At 68.0% G+C, this 16,105-nt stretch carries 16 protein-coding genes and 1 tRNA gene; 8 read left to right on the top strand and 9 right to left on the bottom strand.

The window, feature by feature from the left end:
* Positions 1–58: 58 nt before the first annotated feature.
* The 6 genes from V1457_RS04485 to V1457_RS04510 form a co-directional block, all read right to left on the bottom strand.
* The gene (locus tag V1457_RS04485; RefSeq protein WP_338595425.1) at positions 59–448 is read right to left on the bottom strand and encodes a hypothetical protein; all 390 of its coding nucleotides are present in this window, start codon (positions 446–448) and stop codon (positions 59–61) included.
* Positions 449–466: 18 nt separating this feature from the next.
* Entirely contained in the window at positions 467–2,302 is a 1,836-nt protein-coding gene (locus tag V1457_RS04490) for a helicase HerA domain-containing protein (RefSeq protein WP_338600615.1), read from the bottom strand.
* Positions 2,299–3,339 (bottom strand): PrgI family protein, encoded by a 1,041-nt coding sequence (locus tag V1457_RS04495; protein ID WP_338600618.1) that lies wholly within the window; start codon positions 3,337–3,339, stop codon positions 2,299–2,301. The genes V1457_RS04490 and V1457_RS04495 overlap by 4 nt, the downstream gene beginning before the upstream one ends.
* A gap of 929 nt (positions 3,340–4,268) precedes the next feature.
* Positions 4,269–5,051, bottom strand: a complete 783-nt coding sequence (locus tag V1457_RS04500; RefSeq protein ID WP_338600621.1) for a hypothetical protein — start codon at positions 5,049–5,051, stop codon at positions 4,269–4,271.
* 229 nt (positions 5,052–5,280) lie between these two features.
* Entirely contained in the window at positions 5,281–5,649 is a 369-nt protein-coding gene (locus V1457_RS04505; protein ID WP_338600624.1) for a pilin, read from the bottom strand.
* Positions 5,650–5,705: 56 nt separating this feature from the next.
* Positions 5,706–6,599: a hypothetical protein gene (locus V1457_RS04510; RefSeq protein WP_338600627.1), complete on the bottom strand. Its 894-nt coding sequence runs from the start codon at positions 6,597–6,599 to the stop codon at positions 5,706–5,708.
* 638 nt (positions 6,600–7,237) lie between these two features.
* Here V1457_RS04510 and V1457_RS04515 point away from each other — a divergent pair.
* The 5 genes from V1457_RS04515 (at position 7,238) to V1457_RS04535 (ending at position 11,924) form a co-directional block, all read left to right on the top strand.
* Positions 7,238–7,960, top strand: coding sequence for a hypothetical protein (locus tag V1457_RS04515; protein ID WP_338600630.1), 723 nt, complete (start codon positions 7,238–7,240; stop codon positions 7,958–7,960).
* Positions 7,953–8,732, top strand: coding sequence for a DNA modification methylase (locus V1457_RS04520; RefSeq protein WP_338600633.1), 780 nt, complete (start codon positions 7,953–7,955; stop codon positions 8,730–8,732). Before V1457_RS04515 ends, V1457_RS04520 begins: the two co-directional genes overlap by 8 nt.
* Positions 8,729–9,805: a site-specific DNA-methyltransferase gene (locus tag V1457_RS04525; RefSeq protein ID WP_338600636.1), complete on the top strand. Its 1,077-nt coding sequence runs from the start codon at positions 8,729–8,731 to the stop codon at positions 9,803–9,805. Before V1457_RS04520 ends, V1457_RS04525 begins: the two co-directional genes overlap by 4 nt.
* Positions 9,806–10,141: 336 nt before the next feature.
* Positions 10,142–10,480 carry a helix-turn-helix domain-containing protein gene (locus tag V1457_RS04530; protein ID WP_338600639.1) on the top strand — a complete coding sequence of 113 codons (339 nt, stop codon included), beginning with the start codon at positions 10,142–10,144 and terminating at the stop codon, positions 10,478–10,480.
* A gap of 88 nt (positions 10,481–10,568) precedes the next feature.
* The gene (locus V1457_RS04535) at positions 10,569–11,924 is read left to right on the top strand and encodes an integrase (RefSeq protein WP_338600642.1); all 1,356 of its coding nucleotides are present in this window, start codon (positions 10,569–10,571) and stop codon (positions 11,922–11,924) included.
* 52 nt (positions 11,925–11,976) lie between these two features.
* Here V1457_RS04535 and V1457_RS04540 read toward each other — a convergent pair.
* The 3 genes from V1457_RS04540 to V1457_RS04550 form a co-directional block, all read right to left on the bottom strand.
* A tRNA-Val gene (locus V1457_RS04540) sits at positions 11,977–12,051 on the bottom strand.
* A gap of 111 nt (positions 12,052–12,162) precedes the next feature.
* Positions 12,163–12,363, bottom strand: coding sequence for a DUF4177 domain-containing protein (locus V1457_RS04545; RefSeq protein WP_295150039.1), 201 nt, complete (start codon positions 12,361–12,363; stop codon positions 12,163–12,165).
* Positions 12,364–12,503: 140 nt separating this feature from the next.
* Complete coding sequence (locus V1457_RS04550) at positions 12,504–13,724, bottom strand: NADP-dependent isocitrate dehydrogenase (RefSeq protein ID WP_200068523.1); 1,221 nt, start codon at positions 13,722–13,724, stop codon at positions 12,504–12,506.
* 180 nt (positions 13,725–13,904) lie between these two features.
* On the opposite strand from V1457_RS04550, the gene V1457_RS04555 reads away from it, so the two are divergent.
* The 3 genes from V1457_RS04555 (at position 13,905) to V1457_RS04565 (ending at position 16,074) form a co-directional block, all read left to right on the top strand.
* Positions 13,905–14,738, top strand: a complete 834-nt coding sequence (locus tag V1457_RS04555; RefSeq protein WP_200068522.1) for a metal-dependent hydrolase — start codon at positions 13,905–13,907, stop codon at positions 14,736–14,738.
* An 82-nt stretch (positions 14,739–14,820) separates the two neighbouring features.
* Positions 14,821–15,018: a DUF1918 domain-containing protein gene (locus tag V1457_RS04560; protein ID WP_200068521.1), complete on the top strand. Its 198-nt coding sequence runs from the start codon at positions 14,821–14,823 to the stop codon at positions 15,016–15,018.
* Between the two features lie 105 nt (positions 15,019–15,123).
* Positions 15,124–16,074 (top strand): DUF4253 domain-containing protein, encoded by a 951-nt coding sequence (locus V1457_RS04565; RefSeq protein WP_338600649.1) that lies wholly within the window; start codon positions 15,124–15,126, stop codon positions 16,072–16,074.
* Positions 16,075–16,105 lie beyond the last annotated feature (31 nt).

Here is a 16,105-nt window from a genome sequence, read left to right on the forward strand (position 1 = left end):
AAGAAACTTATTTACGATCCACAGTGGACCGTCAGATGACGAAGGGGCATTCGCGCGCTTACGCTGGATCGTCGTCGCAGCGAGGCTGAGGCGTGCCGTCGGACTGGAATCGGTCGGAACGTCGGTGCTGGCGGCGTCGGCGGTAGCCGTCGAGGTCGACGACCTTGGTGTGGGCGCCGTCGGCGTCGACGGTGACGAGCTGGGCGTACTCGACGTCCCGCCGGCGACGGACGTACCGCACGCACGCGTGGACTCGTGCACGTAGGCCGAAGACGACCGCAGCTCCGATGAGGTACCCAGCGATCACGATCACCGCGCAGGCAACCCAGATCACGGCCATCAATCCGGCCGCCAGCGCGAAGACAGGGAGGAAGTCGTGGACGAGGATGTCCAGGAACGAGCCGAAGGTGTCCTGGTCGACTACTGTGGTGGCAAGCTGTGAAGGCACGGAAGATTCCTCCTAGCCTCAGTCGAGAAGAAGGTCTTGTGAGCTGCCGATATCGGCGAGTTCGCCTGCCTCGTCGGAAGATTCGGACAACGAGGCCAGTTCGGCAGGGTCCGTTGTGATGAGTTCGTGCTCGCCGTCGGAGGCGATGGCCTGCAGGGCGACCCGCTGAGTCCCCGTCGACAGCAAACCCTGGCCTGTACCTGCTGACAGCAGGAACTGCCGTTCGCCTTCCGACAGCGCGAAGGTGCGGACAATGTCGTCGATGGCTTGAGGTGCCTGGCGCAGCAGGATCTGGGTGGCGGCGTTGGCGATAACGGCCTTGCCGAGATCCGTGCCGAGGACATCGCCGACGTCCTGGGTAGCCACGGTGAGCCCGGCCCAGTGTTTGCGGGCGGATTTGGCCATGCGCCACAGGAATTCGGCCCCGGCCTGCTGCTGCATAAGCAGCCAGGCTTCGTCGACCACGCACAGCCTTGGCCGACGGACGGCGGGGTTGGACACCCGGCGCCACACCGCGTCCAAGGTGAGCAGGGTGCCGACGGGTTTGAGTTCGTCGGGCAGGTTCCGAAGCGAGAACACCAGCAAGTGGCCCTCCGGCGGCGCAGTCGTGGGGCCGTCGAACAGACCGCGGAAGGCGCCGTCGGTAAACGGCTGCAACCGAGCGGCCAGTTCGCCCGCAGTGTCACCGCCGAGGCGGGCGAGAACGGTGCGCAGGTCGGACAGCAGCGGTGCGGGCCGCGTCCAGGTACGGGCGTCGTCGGTGATCCCAGCCTGCTGGTACGTGGCGGTGACCGCCTGGTCCAGCACCGCCCGCTCGTCCGCAGACAACGGCTGACCAAACAGGACTGACAACAATGTGTGGACGAACAGACTGCGGCGGGTAACCGCATCGGCGGGTGCGGAGCGGCGCCCATCCGGACGGACATGGATCGGCAGATCCAGCGGATTGAGGTGAATGCCCTCAGCACCCAGCGGGAAATAGGTCCCGCCGACCGCGCCGGCCAGGCGAGCGTACTCGTCCTCGGGATCGATAATGGCGATCTCCACGTCCCGGTACAGGCTGCGGAGCGCTTCGAGCTTGACCAGGTACGACTTGCCCGCTCCGGAGCGGCCGAGGATGACCGAGTTGTAGTTTTCGCAGGCGAACCGGTCCCAGTGCACCAGTCCCTGGGAGCCGAGGTTCCAGCCGTAGAGCACCCCGGCCGCGGTCGACGCGGAGGTGACATCCGGCGGCGGCAGGTCCGGGCTGGTGAACGGGAACGCCGCGCTCAACGCCGCCGTATCGAAGGTACGGGTCATGCCGATCTGGTCCAGGCCCATCGGCAACGCCGTGATCCACCCCTGAAGGCTGCGGTAGGTGGTGGGCTTGGCGTCCATGAGCAGCGATGCGGTCAACGCGCGCAGTGCGCCGATCTCCTCGACCAACTCGTCCTCGGAGGCGGCGTGCACAGTCAGGTACAGCCCCAGGCGGAACAGGCGGCCTTCGCCGCGGGCGAGCCGGTCGGAGAGGTCGTAGGCGTCCTCGGTGGCCGCCTCCACCTCGGGGTCCTGCAACCGGCCGTGGGCGGCGGAGTGCCGTCGGCCGGATTCGAGCTTGCCGAGCTGCTTGCGCAACCGGTCGGCCGCGATGCGCGGGTCGATCGGTTCGATGTGCAGCGACACGTCCAACCGGCCCGGATAGGTCAGAAGGGGCTGCAGCCATCCGGGGTGTACTTCGCGTGGGTATCCGGTGACCGCGAACGAGGCGACCCAGTCCTGGCCGATCTGCAGGTGCCGCGGGTGCACCTCGATCGCGTCCGGCGCGAACGCGCTCGCCGCCGCGGGTTGGTGGCGACGCTTCTTGGTGGTGATCACGAGAAGTCCTCCTCGGTATCGAGGTCCCAGTCCGAGCCGATGGGAGTGGTGATGACCTCGCCGGCGCCGGCCATCTCCGCCGAGGGCGGCAGTGGACTGTCCGGATTGGTGGCGGTGGACAGCACGGCGGTGGCTTGGGCGGCGTCCAGCGGGGTCACGCTGATGCCCGCGGGCGAGAGCAGTTCGGTGGCCTCGCTCATCCGCCGCAGCAGCCGGGAGGCCGCCGCCTTGCGCGCTCCGTCCGACGGCTGATCACTACCGCTACGCGGACGACCAAAGCGGCGGCGCCGGGTCAACGAGTCCTGGCCGGTGGTGCGCACCGGTTCGCGGACGACCAACAGGATCTGACGGCGCAGAAGGTCGGCCTGCGCTCCGAGTTGGGCCAGGTAGCCGGCGTGATCGAGCGCGGCGGACTCCAGCGCCGGGTGCGGCAACCCCGCCGCCCGCTCGCGCAGCTCCGCGATCTGGCCGGACAGGTCCAGCCGCTGGGCGCGGACGAGGATCTGCACGCTCGCGCCGAGGCTGTGCAGGTACCGGCCGAACGCTGCGGTCAGCGCTTCCTGCTCGGCCGGCGTGCGCAGCGCGAAGTTCACCGTCGAACACGCGGCCACCAGCGCCACGCCGTCGGCGCCGAGATCGACGATGCCGGCTTCGGCGACCCCGTGGGCGGGCAGGTCGAGCCCGCCTGCGGCGACGGCTTCGTGCCCGTGGGCCACCCCGGACAACCACTCCGGCACCTCGGCGGGGACCTGCCCTGCCGCGACCCGTCGACGCGGTTGCAGACGCTGCCGCACGGCGGCCAGCAGCAGTCGATCCAGTGTCACGCCGTCGCGGCGCACCACGACCAGCGCGGTCACCGCGACCCCGATCGGGACCGCGACGGCGACGTAGGCGATCACCGGAATCACGGCGCGGGCGGCTTGCCAACCGCCGTAAAGCAGCAGTGCGGTCACCGCCATCACGGCCACCTGCCGGGCGGTGAAGCCGGCCAGAATCCGGTCCTCACGATCGACGTCGGCGGGAATCCGCACGCTCACCGCGGATCACCTCCTTTCCTTCTTGTGCTGGGCCGGGGCGGTTGGAGTTTCGGGAGGTTCAGCGGCAACTCCTGCTGCCGCGGCCCCGGCCGCTGCGGTGGAGGCGGGGGTGCCTGGGGCTGACTGCGGGGTGGCTTCCGCGTGCGCTGCACGTTCAGCGGGAGCTGGTACTGCCCGTCCCGGCCCACCCGAGGCTTGTTCTCCGGCCACTCGCCATCGGCGGGCAGCTTCGTCTGTCGCCCCCGCGTTGCTGGCCGGGTCGGTTTCGGCGGCTCCGGGGGTGGCGCGGGTCGCCGCACGCGCCGCGCCTCGATCGGCAGCCGGTATTGCCCATCGCGGCCGACTCGTGGTTTGTTCTCCGGCCATTCCCCGTCGAGCGGGAATTTCATCTGCCGGCCACGCGGTCCCGTCGAGGACTTCCGCTCCGGGGGAGGCTCCGGAGCCGACTTCGGCTTGGGTTGCCGTTGCACATTCAGCGGAAGCTGGTATTGCCCGTCCCGGCCGAGCCGGGGCTTGTTCTCCGGCCATTCGCCATCCAACGGAAGCTCCAACTGTTTACCCTGCTGGGCTGGGCGAGAACGCGAGGACGGTTGCGGCGCCGGTCGCCGTTGGGTCGGTTTCCGCACTCTCTTGACGTTCAGCGGCAACATGTACTGCCCGTTGGAAGTGGCCCGCGTTGTGGCATACGGGTCCGACGGCTCGGCCGATTTCTGACCCCCACGGGAACGAGGGCTCTTTCCGCCACCACCTCCCATCCCCTTGAGGAAACCGAAAGTCTTGTAGGCGATGAACCCTCGGACGAGACTGCCGACCAGAGAACGGCCTCCGCCGCCGCGCAGAGATCCAAGAATCCAGAACGGAATCTTGATAAGGACGTAGCACAAGGCGAGTGCGACCAGAAACTGAATCACAGCGCTTCCCCCTTGTTGTTAGTTGAACAGCGTGATTCCGCCGGGCCAAAAGAAGAGCTTGATTGCCGCAACCAAGGCGAGCGATTGACCAACTTGAATGGCCATCACTCCGGCGAAGGCTTTCCACCACCAGAACGCGATACCTTCGGTTTGCGGAAGCGCGTGACACATGAGCAAGATCGGGGCGCCCGCGAGCAAAATGATGGTCAGCGTGATGCGGACGATGTAGGTCAGCAGAACCGCGACGAGCATGACAATGAGAGCGAGCGCGATAAAGATGACGAACACTCCGCCTACATCGAGGTCGTCCATCAAGGTGTCGCGCATCGCACGACCCGCCACCTCCGGGCTCAACTGATCGCCGAGGACTGCACGCGAGAGCGCGTTACCGATTTCGATCACCTTGCCGCCGAAAAACAGCGACAGGTTGGACGCAAGGAACCCGACAATCACCCGAGGAAGGATCTCCTTGATGGAATGCCGGGTCTGCAGTGTTTCGTGGGCCATGACGATGATGCCGGCCACCAGAATGAGCGTCGCGTAGACCGCGATGACGATCTGCTGCGAGCTGCCCCATATCTGTCCCATGACCGGCAGTTGGTCCAGCGGAGGAGTCACCAACAGCGACTTCGCGAGCAGGTCCAGCAGGCTGTTCAAACCGGGCGTGACCAAATCGCGGAAGAACGACTCGATCGCATCCGATACGCACGCTGGAATGTCAGTGATCCCGCACGACGACTCCTGGGCCGGAGCTTGATGGGGGCTCGATTGATTTCCGGGCGGCTGGTTGCCCGGAGGCACCGGAACGGGTTGGGGGATGCAGCTCGGCCCCTGGCACGGCGGCGGAGGGGGCGCGGGAACGGGTGCGGACGGGGCGGCAGGTGGTGGCGGGGCGGGCTGAGCGCTCGCGGCACCGGTGAAAGCCAGCCCCGCCGCCACGACGAGCACGAGTAGGGCGGCCACCGCGGTACACACGCGGCCCAGGCGGTGGCCCGCCCCTGGGGTGGAATACGCGGTGGCCGGCATGGGATCAGGCCCCCACGATTCCGCGCAGGATCTCTACGACCAGCGGCGCCAGCGCCGCGAGCGCGTAGCCGAACCCAGCGGACTTGAAAGACTGCTTGGCCTTCTCGACCTCGCCTGGGTCACCGTTGGCCAGCACGTAGCGGACGCCGCCGATGGTCAAGAAGACCGTGGCCAGCAGGGCGAGCAGACCCATGATCCAGTTGCGGATGTTGTTGAGGACGTCGTCGATCGTGCGGGCCAGCGCGAGGACGTGGGTGGTCTCGGCGACCGCGGGCATCGAGATCGCCAGGAGGCCGGCGGTGGCCAATCCGGCGATCATCAGCAGCCGGAGACCACCGCATCGGCAGGGGCACGAGGCAGACAAGAAGTGCATCAGGGAGACCTCCAGACAGCGCGTACGAAGCGGCAGGAGCGCGAAGCGGGTAGGGCTCACCCGCGTCCCTGAAGTCCGGAATTCGGGGCCTGATCGGTCGCTGGGCCGCCGACTTTTTTCACTACGCTCTGTGACTGGACTGAGTCCTCGGTCTGCTCGTCGGGGGACAGTCGTGCCGCGGCGGTATCGCCGGTCGGATCACTGTCGCCAGGGCTCGCTTCGGACTCGGTAAGCCAGGCAACGAGTCGGCTCTCGGCCCGGCGGCGAATGCTGCGCAGTCCCTCGTAGGTCAGCCCGGGGTGGTGTGGCCAGTCAGCCAGCTCGACGCCTTCCAGGCGGGTCGCGCCGATCAGCTCGGCCTCGGTCTGGGTCAGGACCCCAGCCTCGACCGCCCGCGCCAGAACCAAGTCCGGATGCCCGGACGGGGGCTTGGGTTCGCTGGAGTGGAACCCCGGCGGCTTCGGGGTCGGCCCGTCCATCCCGTCCAGCAGTGCCCGGTGCCCGGCGCGGTAGGCGGCCCACCGCAGCCGGATGGTGATCCGCCCCTCGGTGAGATCCACGGTCTGCAGCCCGTCGAGGAACCCGCGCAGCACCTCGGCGTGGATGTCGCTGGGGTCGTCGGCGTAGCGCTCGGTCAGCCGGGCCGCCAGGGAGGTCAGCATCGGCAGCGCCAGACCGACCGCGGTGATCGTCCAGGTTCCGCCCTCGACGCGGGCGCGGCTGATCACGTGTGCCCAGACCTGGTCCCACACCCGGCGGGGGCAGCCGTGGGCTAGCAGCAGGTCTCGGAGTTCGTCGACCGGGATGATCCGGTCGGGAAGGTGGTCGAACAGGCGGCCGTCCACAGCCACCGGGTGGTCCCCTGCGGTCAGCCACCCGAAGGCTTCACGGGCGGCATCCAGCGGGTAGCCCGGCCACTCTTCGTGCTCGCAGTGGATAGGGAGAGCCATTGCTCGGCTCCTCTCGAACGGCGGTTGATGACGCCGCCGAGAGGGCCAGGCGAGGAACAGCGCAGCGCACGGTTCCGTACTAAGACGAAACTAAAATGATCTTCTTGTTCCGGAACAAGGAGATCATCTTTTGATCAACTTAGAGATCGCGCTCCAAGGGGACAGCAAGCCTGTGCGCTGCGGCGTTAGTCAGACGCTGTTCCGTTGCTGTCACTCCGACTGAGCGGAGGAATGGAACAAGAAAAAGGATCTTGAGAAATTTCCGGAGCGATCTTGAACAGCACCACCGCGGGATCATTGGCGCCCTGCCAACAGCCGCGACTGTCGATCTTCATCGCCTCATCACGAGATCAACAAGCATCTTGGTGGAACCGGAGACGCCAGTGACGCTGGGTGTCAGTTCCGGTTGAGGGATGGCGAGAAAAATCTTGGCCCGGCGGTGACCGATCGGGGCCGTTTTCGCGGACTTCAGGGGTGTCCTTGGCAAGACCGACCGATCACCGGAGCACGCGATGTCTGCCCTCCCGCTCCCGGAGGTACCGCCTCCTGACACCCCCGACGGCCACCCGCCGAACCCCTGCGTCGAGTCGGTTCGCGCCCCCCGCCGTGAACCCGCCGGCCCACCGGTGTCGGCGACGGTGCGGCTGTGTCTCGTCGACCCCGCCGCGGACGCCGACGAGATCGTCACCGCCGCGGTCTCGATGATCACCACGACCTACACCGCGCCCGGCGACCGGATCATGCTCGCCGACGGCGAGGCCCCAGCGACGGGTTCGAGCCGGACGCGTCGGGACCGGCTCGTGGAGTCCGTCCTACGACTCGGCCGCGGCGCAACCGCCACGCCGGACCACCGCGCTCACGGCGATCATGAGTCCGCCACGGCGGGTGAGGGCCTGCCCGGCGCCCGGGGGTCCGGGTCCGGACTCGGACCGCGGCCCGGCGACGCGGCCGAGCCGGTCGCGAACCCGACCGACCAGCAACCGCTCGACGAGTCGCCCGGCCCGGGTTTCGACGGCTTCGAGTTGATCATCGCGGGCTGGCCCGACCACCCCGCAGACCCGTTCGCGATGGACGACTGGACACCGCTGCTCGCCCCTGCCGGCACCGTCGTCGTACTCACGCACAGTAGTGATCAGCGCGAAGCGCGAGTCGGCCATTCGGGGCAGTTGTCGCGTGCCGCAGCCTTGGCCGGATTGATCTTGACCGACCGGCTGATCCTGGCCCACCAACCCCCGTCGCCCCCTCGGCCGGCGACCCGGCGCAGCCTCCGAGCGATCGCCCTCGGCGGCCACCGCCGCATCCACACCACCGCCAGCGTCTTCCGCCGCTCGACCCTGTCCCCGGAGGTTCGCCATGCCTAAGACCCTCCTGCGCCCCGGCAGCGTCTGGGACACCGGCAGCACCACCCCAGCCCGGCAGATCGCGGACCGGCACGTCGGAGCCACCCGCGCCGACACCGCACTGACCCCGGACGTCGCGCGGCAGATCATCACCACTTACACCGCTCCCGGCGACACCGTCTGCGACCCGAACCCGGGACCGGGACTGGTCCTGGCCGAAGCCCTCCGGGCGGGCCGGGACGTGCTCGGCCTGCCCACCGAGCCCCGGTGGGAATCCGCCCTGGAGGCCAACCTGGACCTCGCCCGCCTCGCCGGCCCGGTCGGCACCGCGACCCTGCTGGACAGCGTCGACGACCCCCGCACCGCCGAACTGCCCGGCGCCGTCGACCTCGTACTCACCGGCCTGCGGCACACCCCGGCCAGCGACCCCAGCCGGGTGCTGGTCGGGCTGTATGAGGACCTGGACGCCGTCGCCGACTGGGTCTGGCCCGGCGGGCACATCGTGATCACCTGCCGCCCCTGGCGCCGCCACGGCAGCCTGCTCGACCTACCCGGCAAAGTCGGCGACGCCGCTGCCGCGATCGGCCTCGCGCCCGCCGACCACTGCATCGCTCTGACCGCACCCATTCGAGGAAACCGGGTGCGCCCGAGAATCGTCAGCCGCGCGGGGCGCCTCCCGGAAAGCACCGATATCCACGGCCGCACCACAGCCATCTCGGCTCATCTTGACGTGCTCGTTTTCCGCCTCCCCACAACCGCACGTCGTGAAACTCCTCAGCGAGGTGCCGCGTGAATAGGCTCTACTATCGTGACGAGACCATCGAAATGCATATTGGCGACGCACTTCAGATCATGGCATCGCTTCCCAACGCTTCGGTGGACTGTGTCGTCACCTCTCCGCCTCACTGGGGACTGCGCGATTACGGAACCGCGGTCTGGATCGGCGGAAACCCCGAGTGCCGACACACCTTGGGAACAACACCCCATCAACGCCGGACCACCAGGAAACGTACGCACTGGTGGCCTCGTTCGAGCATTAACAAGCACTGCAGGAAGTGCGGCGCTCGTGCGCACGATCGGCAATACGGCCTGGAGCCGACGATCGATGATTACGTCGATCGCCTCCGGGAGGTGAGTGCGGAAGTCTGGCGCCTCCTGACCCCACGGGGTACGTACTGGCTCAATCTTCGAGATGGTTTCAGCTACCACAACAGCGGCACGGGCAGCACGCGCAAAATCACGACCGAAGAGGCTCCTTCGGTCGTTCGGCACAAAAGTCTCTTGGGGATTCCGTGGCGGGCGGCTCTCGCTTTGCAACAAGACGGGTGGATCATTCGCAACGCGATGGTCTGGCACAAGCCCAACGGCATACCGGACCCGGCATCGGATCGGTTCTCCTCGCGCTACGAGATGGTTTTCCTCTTGGTGAAGCAGCCGGACTACTACTTCGACGCAACCCGCGCGCTCGAACCGTTGTCGCAGAACCGTCCGGGGTATCGGAAGAACCACCGCGGGGGAAATAAGCCGCACACGGTCCGATCCCCGTGGCACCCGCGGGGAGCTGGCAAGAACGTCGGCGACGTCTGGTCGATCTCCACGCGACCGCTGCCGGACGCGCACTGCGCTCCGTTTCCAATTGACCTTCCGCAGCGATGTATCGCGGTCGGCTGCCCTGAAAAAGGCCGCGTCCTCGACCCCTTCTCCGGAGCAGGAACCACTGGCCTCTCCGCCCGACAACTGGGCCGGTCGTTCCAGGGAATCGACCTGCGGGCGGATTACCACGACATTTTCCTGCGGCGACTTCGGCAGCAAAGCAGGCGTATCGAGGTCACCGACGAAACAAATCCAGGAGCCAACGTTGCGTAAGAACCAGTTCTGCGCCGCCAGCAACGCGGGCTTTCCTCCAGTACGACGGCGTGACCGAAACGCCGTGCAGTGGTGTGTGACACGGCAGTCACGACTCGCTCCCGTCCGCCGGCGTTACGCTTCCCGCCGCGATGCCGCCCCGGGCCTTGGGCGACCCGGCAGCTTCGGCATGTGTGACCAGCCGACGATCACACGAGGTGAGGACGAAATGAGTCGCGCTCCTCAGCCGAGCGATCACCAGTCTCTGCACGCCGCATGGTCGACGGGACGGCATCTCAACGCAGTCCTCCCAATCCTGGCCGAAGGCGCCTGCGACGGGGTTGAGGGGGCTGTCGCATGAGCACACACGATCCGCTCACCGATGCCACTGCTGCGGATGCTGACACGGTCTCGGCAGCAGCCGAACTTGCCTCGGCAGCTCGTGAACTGGCCGACGCCGCCCGCACGCTGGCCGAACACGCTCCGCACGACCCCGATGCGTTGCTCACCGCCGAACAGCTCGGAGACCTCCTGCGGCTTTCGCCACGCACATTGAAAGAGCAGGCCGCGGCCGGGCTCATCCCGCACCGCAGGTTCGGCAAGCACTACCGCTTCAGCCGCGACGACGCCGCAGAAATCGTACGGCTCGCCAGGAAAACTCCCATGCCGCAACGGAGAGGGTTCCGGGCGGCCTGACCCGGGCACCGCGCCCACACAAATGTCCGCCCCGGCACCAGCCGGGGCGGCTTCACGAAAGAGAGCAAGAGCAAGAAAGGAAGTGGTCATGGCCTACGGTCAACGACTGGGCGATGCCCAGGGTGATGGCTGGCGTGCCCGGTACAAGCGCCCCGACGGAACCTGGGGCAGCAAGTCCGGCTTCACCTCCGAAAAGGCCGCCGAGGACTGGGGCAACGAACAGGAAGCCCTGATCCGCCGGCACATGTGGATCGACCCCCGCAAAGGCGACACCCCGTTTGAGGACTTCGCGTCGGAGCTGCTGGACTCCATCGGTCCCCGGCTGGAAGCGGCGACGCTGGCGAAGTACCAGTCCCATCTGAACAACCAGCTACTGCCGCAGTGGTCCGCGTGGCCGCTGATCGGGATCTTCAACAGCTACCTGGAGATCGAGAAGTGGGTCTCCGAGCTGCACGAGGACTACGCGGAGTCCACCGTGTCGTCGGTGTTCGCGACGTTCTCGACGTTCCTCAACATGGCCTTCCGTGCTCAGTACATCCCGGCCAACCCGTGCTCGGGTATCCGGGTGACCTCGGGCGAGTTCGCCCCGGACCGTCTCGTGGCCACCCCAGTACAGGTGCTGCGTGCGGCCATGCGGCTGTACCACTCGGCTGGTCCGGCGGGCTTCGTCCTCGCCGTGGTGGACGCCTACACCGGAGCGCGCTGGAGCGAGCTGGCCGGTCAGCAGCGGCACGAGTACAACCGCGAGCGCCGGGCAATCCGGATCGAAGAACCGTTGAAGGAGATCGGAGGAAAGCTGTTCAAAGGCGGCCGACGCATCGGTCCCGGTGGCGTCATCGCCGACGGCGGCCCGAGTCCCGCGAAGCGGAAGACCTCACGACCGGGCAAGGGGAAGAAGGGACGCACAAAAACCCCTGCCAGCACCCGGGACGTCCTGCTTCCCCCAAGCATCGCCGTGCTCTACGAGGCGCTGATGGACTCCCATCGCCACCCGTTCCTGTTCTGCACCCGCGACGGGAACCTCCTGCGGAGGTCGAACTTCCGTCAGCGTCACTGGCGCCCGGCTTGGGACGGCATCGAGCCGGACGACCCGCAGGCTGAGGATCACGTCCCGGCAGTGCTGATGTGGTTCACCTTCCACGAAGGACGGCACACCCACAGCACCTGGCTGACCGAAGACGGAGTGTCCGAGGTGGCACGCCGCGCCCGGCTCGGACAGAAGATGAAGGGCATCGCCCGGGTCTACGACCACGTGACCCCGGAGATGGAACAACAGATCCTCGACGTACTGGAAGCCCGATGGGCGGCCTCCCTGGCGGCGTTGACGGCCGCCGAGCGCGCCCAACTCATGATATGGTTCCCGCGCCTGCGAGACACCCTAGAAACCGGCGGTGGCGAGCCGGTTCAAGATCGCATCGCCATTTCATCGCCATTTGTAAGCTAACAGCGAGCCCGCCCCATAGGAGGAGCAGGGCCGCTGACCTGCATGAAAACTTTGGTGCGCGATACTGGGATTGAACCAGTGACCTCTACCGTGTCAAGGTAGCGCTCTCCCGCTGAGCTAATCGCGCTGGTGAAGTTGGCCGCGCCGACGGCGCGTTGTCGATCAGCTTACCGAACCGGAGGTCGTCGCCGACGGCCGGGCCGACCGGCCCGGGACGCGCCCGGGCCGGTCGCGGTTTTCAGCGCTCGCGCTCGAAGGTGACCAGCAGGCCGTCCACTCCGCCGGGGCCGACCCGGCCCTTCACGTCGGCGCCGGTGATCGTCTTGAGCCGCCAGCCGTCGGCGGCGTGCTCGTTGAGCACCTTCTCCAACCGATCGCCGGACATCTTGCCGCCCAGCATCTTCTCCCGAAGCTCCACGACCTTGTACTGGTACGGCATCCGTTCCGCTCCTCACTTCGTTCGCACCGAGGTCCCACCGGGAGACGCTCGGCGCGCGGCGAGGTTCCCCCGGAAAGCGAAAACGCCACTCCCACCCCGGAATCGGGGCGAAAGTGGCGTTCCAGGCTACCCGAGGAAGATCAGCGGTCGGCCATCTTCTTCTGCAGGTTCTCGTCCAGCGTGGCCAGGAATTCCTGGGTGGTCTGGTGGCCCTGGCCGCCGCCGACCAGCAGCGCCAGGTCCTTGGTCATCTTGCCGCTTTCCACGGTCTCGATGACGACCCGCTCCAGGGCGTTGGCGAAACCGGTGACCTCCGGGGTGGAGTCCAGCCGACCGCGCTGGGCCAGGCCGCGGGTCCACGCGAAGATCGACGCGATCGGGTTCGTCGAGGTCGACTTGCCCTCCTGGTGCTGGCGGAAGTGCCGGGTGACGGTGCCGTGCGCGGCCTCCGCCTCGACCTTGCCGTCCTCGGTCATCAGCACCGAGGTCATCAGGCCCAGCGAACCGAAGCCCTGCGCGACCGTGTCGGACTGCACGTCACCGTCGTAGTTCTTGCACGCCCAGACGTAGCCGCCCTCCCACTTCATCGCGGTGGCGACCATGTCGTCGATCAGCCGGTGCTCGTAGGTGAGGCCCTTGGCCTCGTAGTCCGCCTTGAACTCGTTCTCGTAGACCTCTTCGAAAACGTCCTTGAACACGCCGTCGTAGGACTTGAGGATCGTGTTCTTGGTGGACATGTACACCGGGTACTCGCGCTCCAGGCCGTAGCGGAACGAAGCGCGCGCGAACTCCTCGATGGAGCGCTTGTAGTTGTACATGGCCATCGCCACGCCGCCGTCGGTCGGGAACTGCGCGACCTCCTGCTGGATCGGCTCGGAGCCGTCCGAGGGCGTGTAGGTGATGGTCACCGTGCCCGGGCCCGGGACCTTGAAGTCCGTGGCCTTGTACTGGTCGCCGTGCGCGTGACGCCCGATGACGATCGGCTTCGTCCAGGTCGGTACGTAGCGCGGGACGTTCGAGATCACGATCGGCTCGCGGAAGATGACGCCACCGAGGATGTTGCGGATCGTCCCGTTCGGGCTCCGCCACATCTTCTTCAGGCCGAACTCCTCCACGCGCGCCTCGTCCGGCGTGATCGTGGCGCACTTGACGCCGACCCCGTGCTGCGCGATGGCCTTCGCCGCGTCCACGGTCACCTGGTCGTCGGTGGCGTCCCGGTGCTCGATGCCGAGGTCGTAGTAGTCGAGGTTGATGTCCAGATAGGGGTGGATCAGCTTGTCCTTGATGAAGGACCAGATGATCCGGGTCATCTCGTCACCGTCGAGCTCGGCGACCGTGCCCTGGACCTTGATCTTGCTCATGTGGCGGGGTGCTCCTCTCGCGAGAATGCAAGCGGTACAAGCGTACTGCTATTCGTGTTCGATTGTGCCCCGCCCCCGCGGCGCGCGACACCTGCATGAGACGAATCCGGCGAGGCGGCGCTCCGACCGGCAGATCGTTCTTCTAGGCTCGGCGCGGGCGACGATCACGGGAGGCGGCACTTGGCGACCGGACCCACACACGCCATCAGCGGACTGGCGGCATGGGCCGCGGTGACCGCGTTGGCCGACAGCCACTTGATCGGCCAGCTCTCCCCCAAGACCTGGGTCGTGGGCGCCACGCTGGCCTCCGGAGCCGCGCTGCTGCCCGACATCGACCACCCGAAGTCCACCGTGGCCAGCACGTTCGGCGCCCTGTCGCGCGGATTCTCGGCGGCCATCAGCGGATTGAGCGGGTTCCTCTACCGGCTCACCCGCACCAAGAGCGACAGCGACCGCGAAGGCACCCACCGCGGGTTCACGCACACCGTGGTCTTCGCCGTGCTCGCCGGACTGATCACCACCGCGATCGTGCAGAGCAGCTCCGGGGCGGCGCTCGGCGTGCTGATGTTCACCTTCGCCGGGCTGGCCGTGCGCGGCATCATGCACACCTGGTCGCCGAGGCAGGACGCGCTGCTGATCGCCTGCGCCTCGCTCGGACTCACGCTGACCTGCTGGTACTGGGCCGGTGATCAGCCCACCGACGCGGCGGCGTTCGGCGTCGCGGTGATGCTCGGCTGCATCGCGCACTTCATCGGTGACGCCATCACCGAGCAGGGCTGCCCGATGCTCTGGCCGTTCCCGCTGTCCGGCAAGACCTGGTATCCGGTCGCCCCGCCGAAAGCGCTGCGGATGCGCACCGGCGGCAAGGTCGAGATGGCGCTGGTCGGGCCCGGGCTGACGCTGATCGCCGTGGTGCTGGGCGCGGTGGTGCTCTACCGGGTCGGTGCCGCGCCGTGGATCGCGACGCTCGATCTGCCGCCCGAGGTGATGAGCTGGCTGGTGCCGCGAGCCTGATTCCGGGCAGGCCCGATTCCCGGCCGCAGAGCCCTGCGCGCTGTGGCGCCGGTCACCTAGCCTGGTGTCGGAGGTGAGGGCGATGAAGGCAGCAGTCGGCGACCAGCTCCACGTGCACAGCCGGACGGTCGAGGAGACCGACCGCACCGGCGTGATCCTGGAGGTGCGCGGAGATTCCGGCGATCCGCCGTACCGGGTGCGTTTCGACGACGGCCACGAACGGCTCGTCTACCCCGGCCCGGACTGCATCGTCGAGCCGCGGCGGCCGCAGGAGACCTGATCGGCGGGCGCCCGCCGATCACGAAAAGGCAGCAGGTGCACCGCAGCTCCGGTGCCCTCATTAGGGTGGGCGCGGCGTGACGTCCGGTGCGGAGGCGGTGACGAGTTGCACGACGACCAGGCCACCGGGTCTTCAGCGGGATCCTGCACGGGCCTGCCTGCCCAGTCCGATGCGGGCCGGTCGGCGCTGGCCGACTCGGACCCGCCGGCCCGGTCCGACGCGGACCTGGCGGCCCGGGCCGATGCGGACCTGGCGGCACTGCTGGCGAGGAGCTCCGGCAGCGAGCCGGCCATGCCGCTGCCGGAAGGCGAAGTGCTCGCCGAGCAGTCCACCCGCGTCACCGGCGACGAACCGCCGCTGTGCTGGATCAGCCTCGACGCACCCGCGCCGCGGCTGCTGGGCGCGCTGCGCACCGACCACCGGCGCACCGGCCTGTGGCCGCTGCTGCTGTGCGACGACAACGAGACTTACGGCAGCAGGTGCACGGTCGGCGTGGTGCCGCCGGAACCGCTCGAGCACATCGACATGTGGCGGGCCGAGGACGTCATGCGGCGGATCTGGGACGGGCTCTGCCGCTCCGACGACGACCTCGGCCCCGCCTACGACCTGGATTCGCTGGCGCCGTTCGACGCCAACTGCCCGGAACTCGCCCCTGCCGGGAACCTGCTGGCGGACCCGGACATCCTCGCCAACCAGCAGGCGCCGCGCTTCGCCGACACCGAGACGCGGCTCGCGCTGGTGCCGGTGCACCGCGGGGCGGACGTGCTGACCGTGCTCGGCTGGTCCGGCGCGGCCAACCACGTCTCGCGCACCGCCGGGCTGTCGGCCTTCCTGCGCAGCTGGGAGGACCGGTTCGGGGCGCGGCTGCTGCGGCTCGGGCCGGACCGGGTGGACATCAGCGTGGCCGCGCCGCCGCAGGATCCGGCGCACGCGACTTCGGTCGCGGCCGAGCACTGGGCGTTCTGCCCGGACCGGGTGCTGCAGGAATCCGGCAGCATCGCCGCCTACGCCCGCGAAATCCGCGGCCGCCGGACCTGGTCCTTCTGGTGGGAGTGAACTCCCCGGCGCCGCAGCGCGGACACGCCCG

This window comes from Saccharopolyspora sp. SCSIO 74807 (assembly GCF_037023755.1).
In the GTDB taxonomy this organism is placed as follows: Bacteria; Actinomycetota; Actinomycetes; order Mycobacteriales; family Pseudonocardiaceae; genus Saccharopolyspora_C; species Saccharopolyspora_C galaxeae.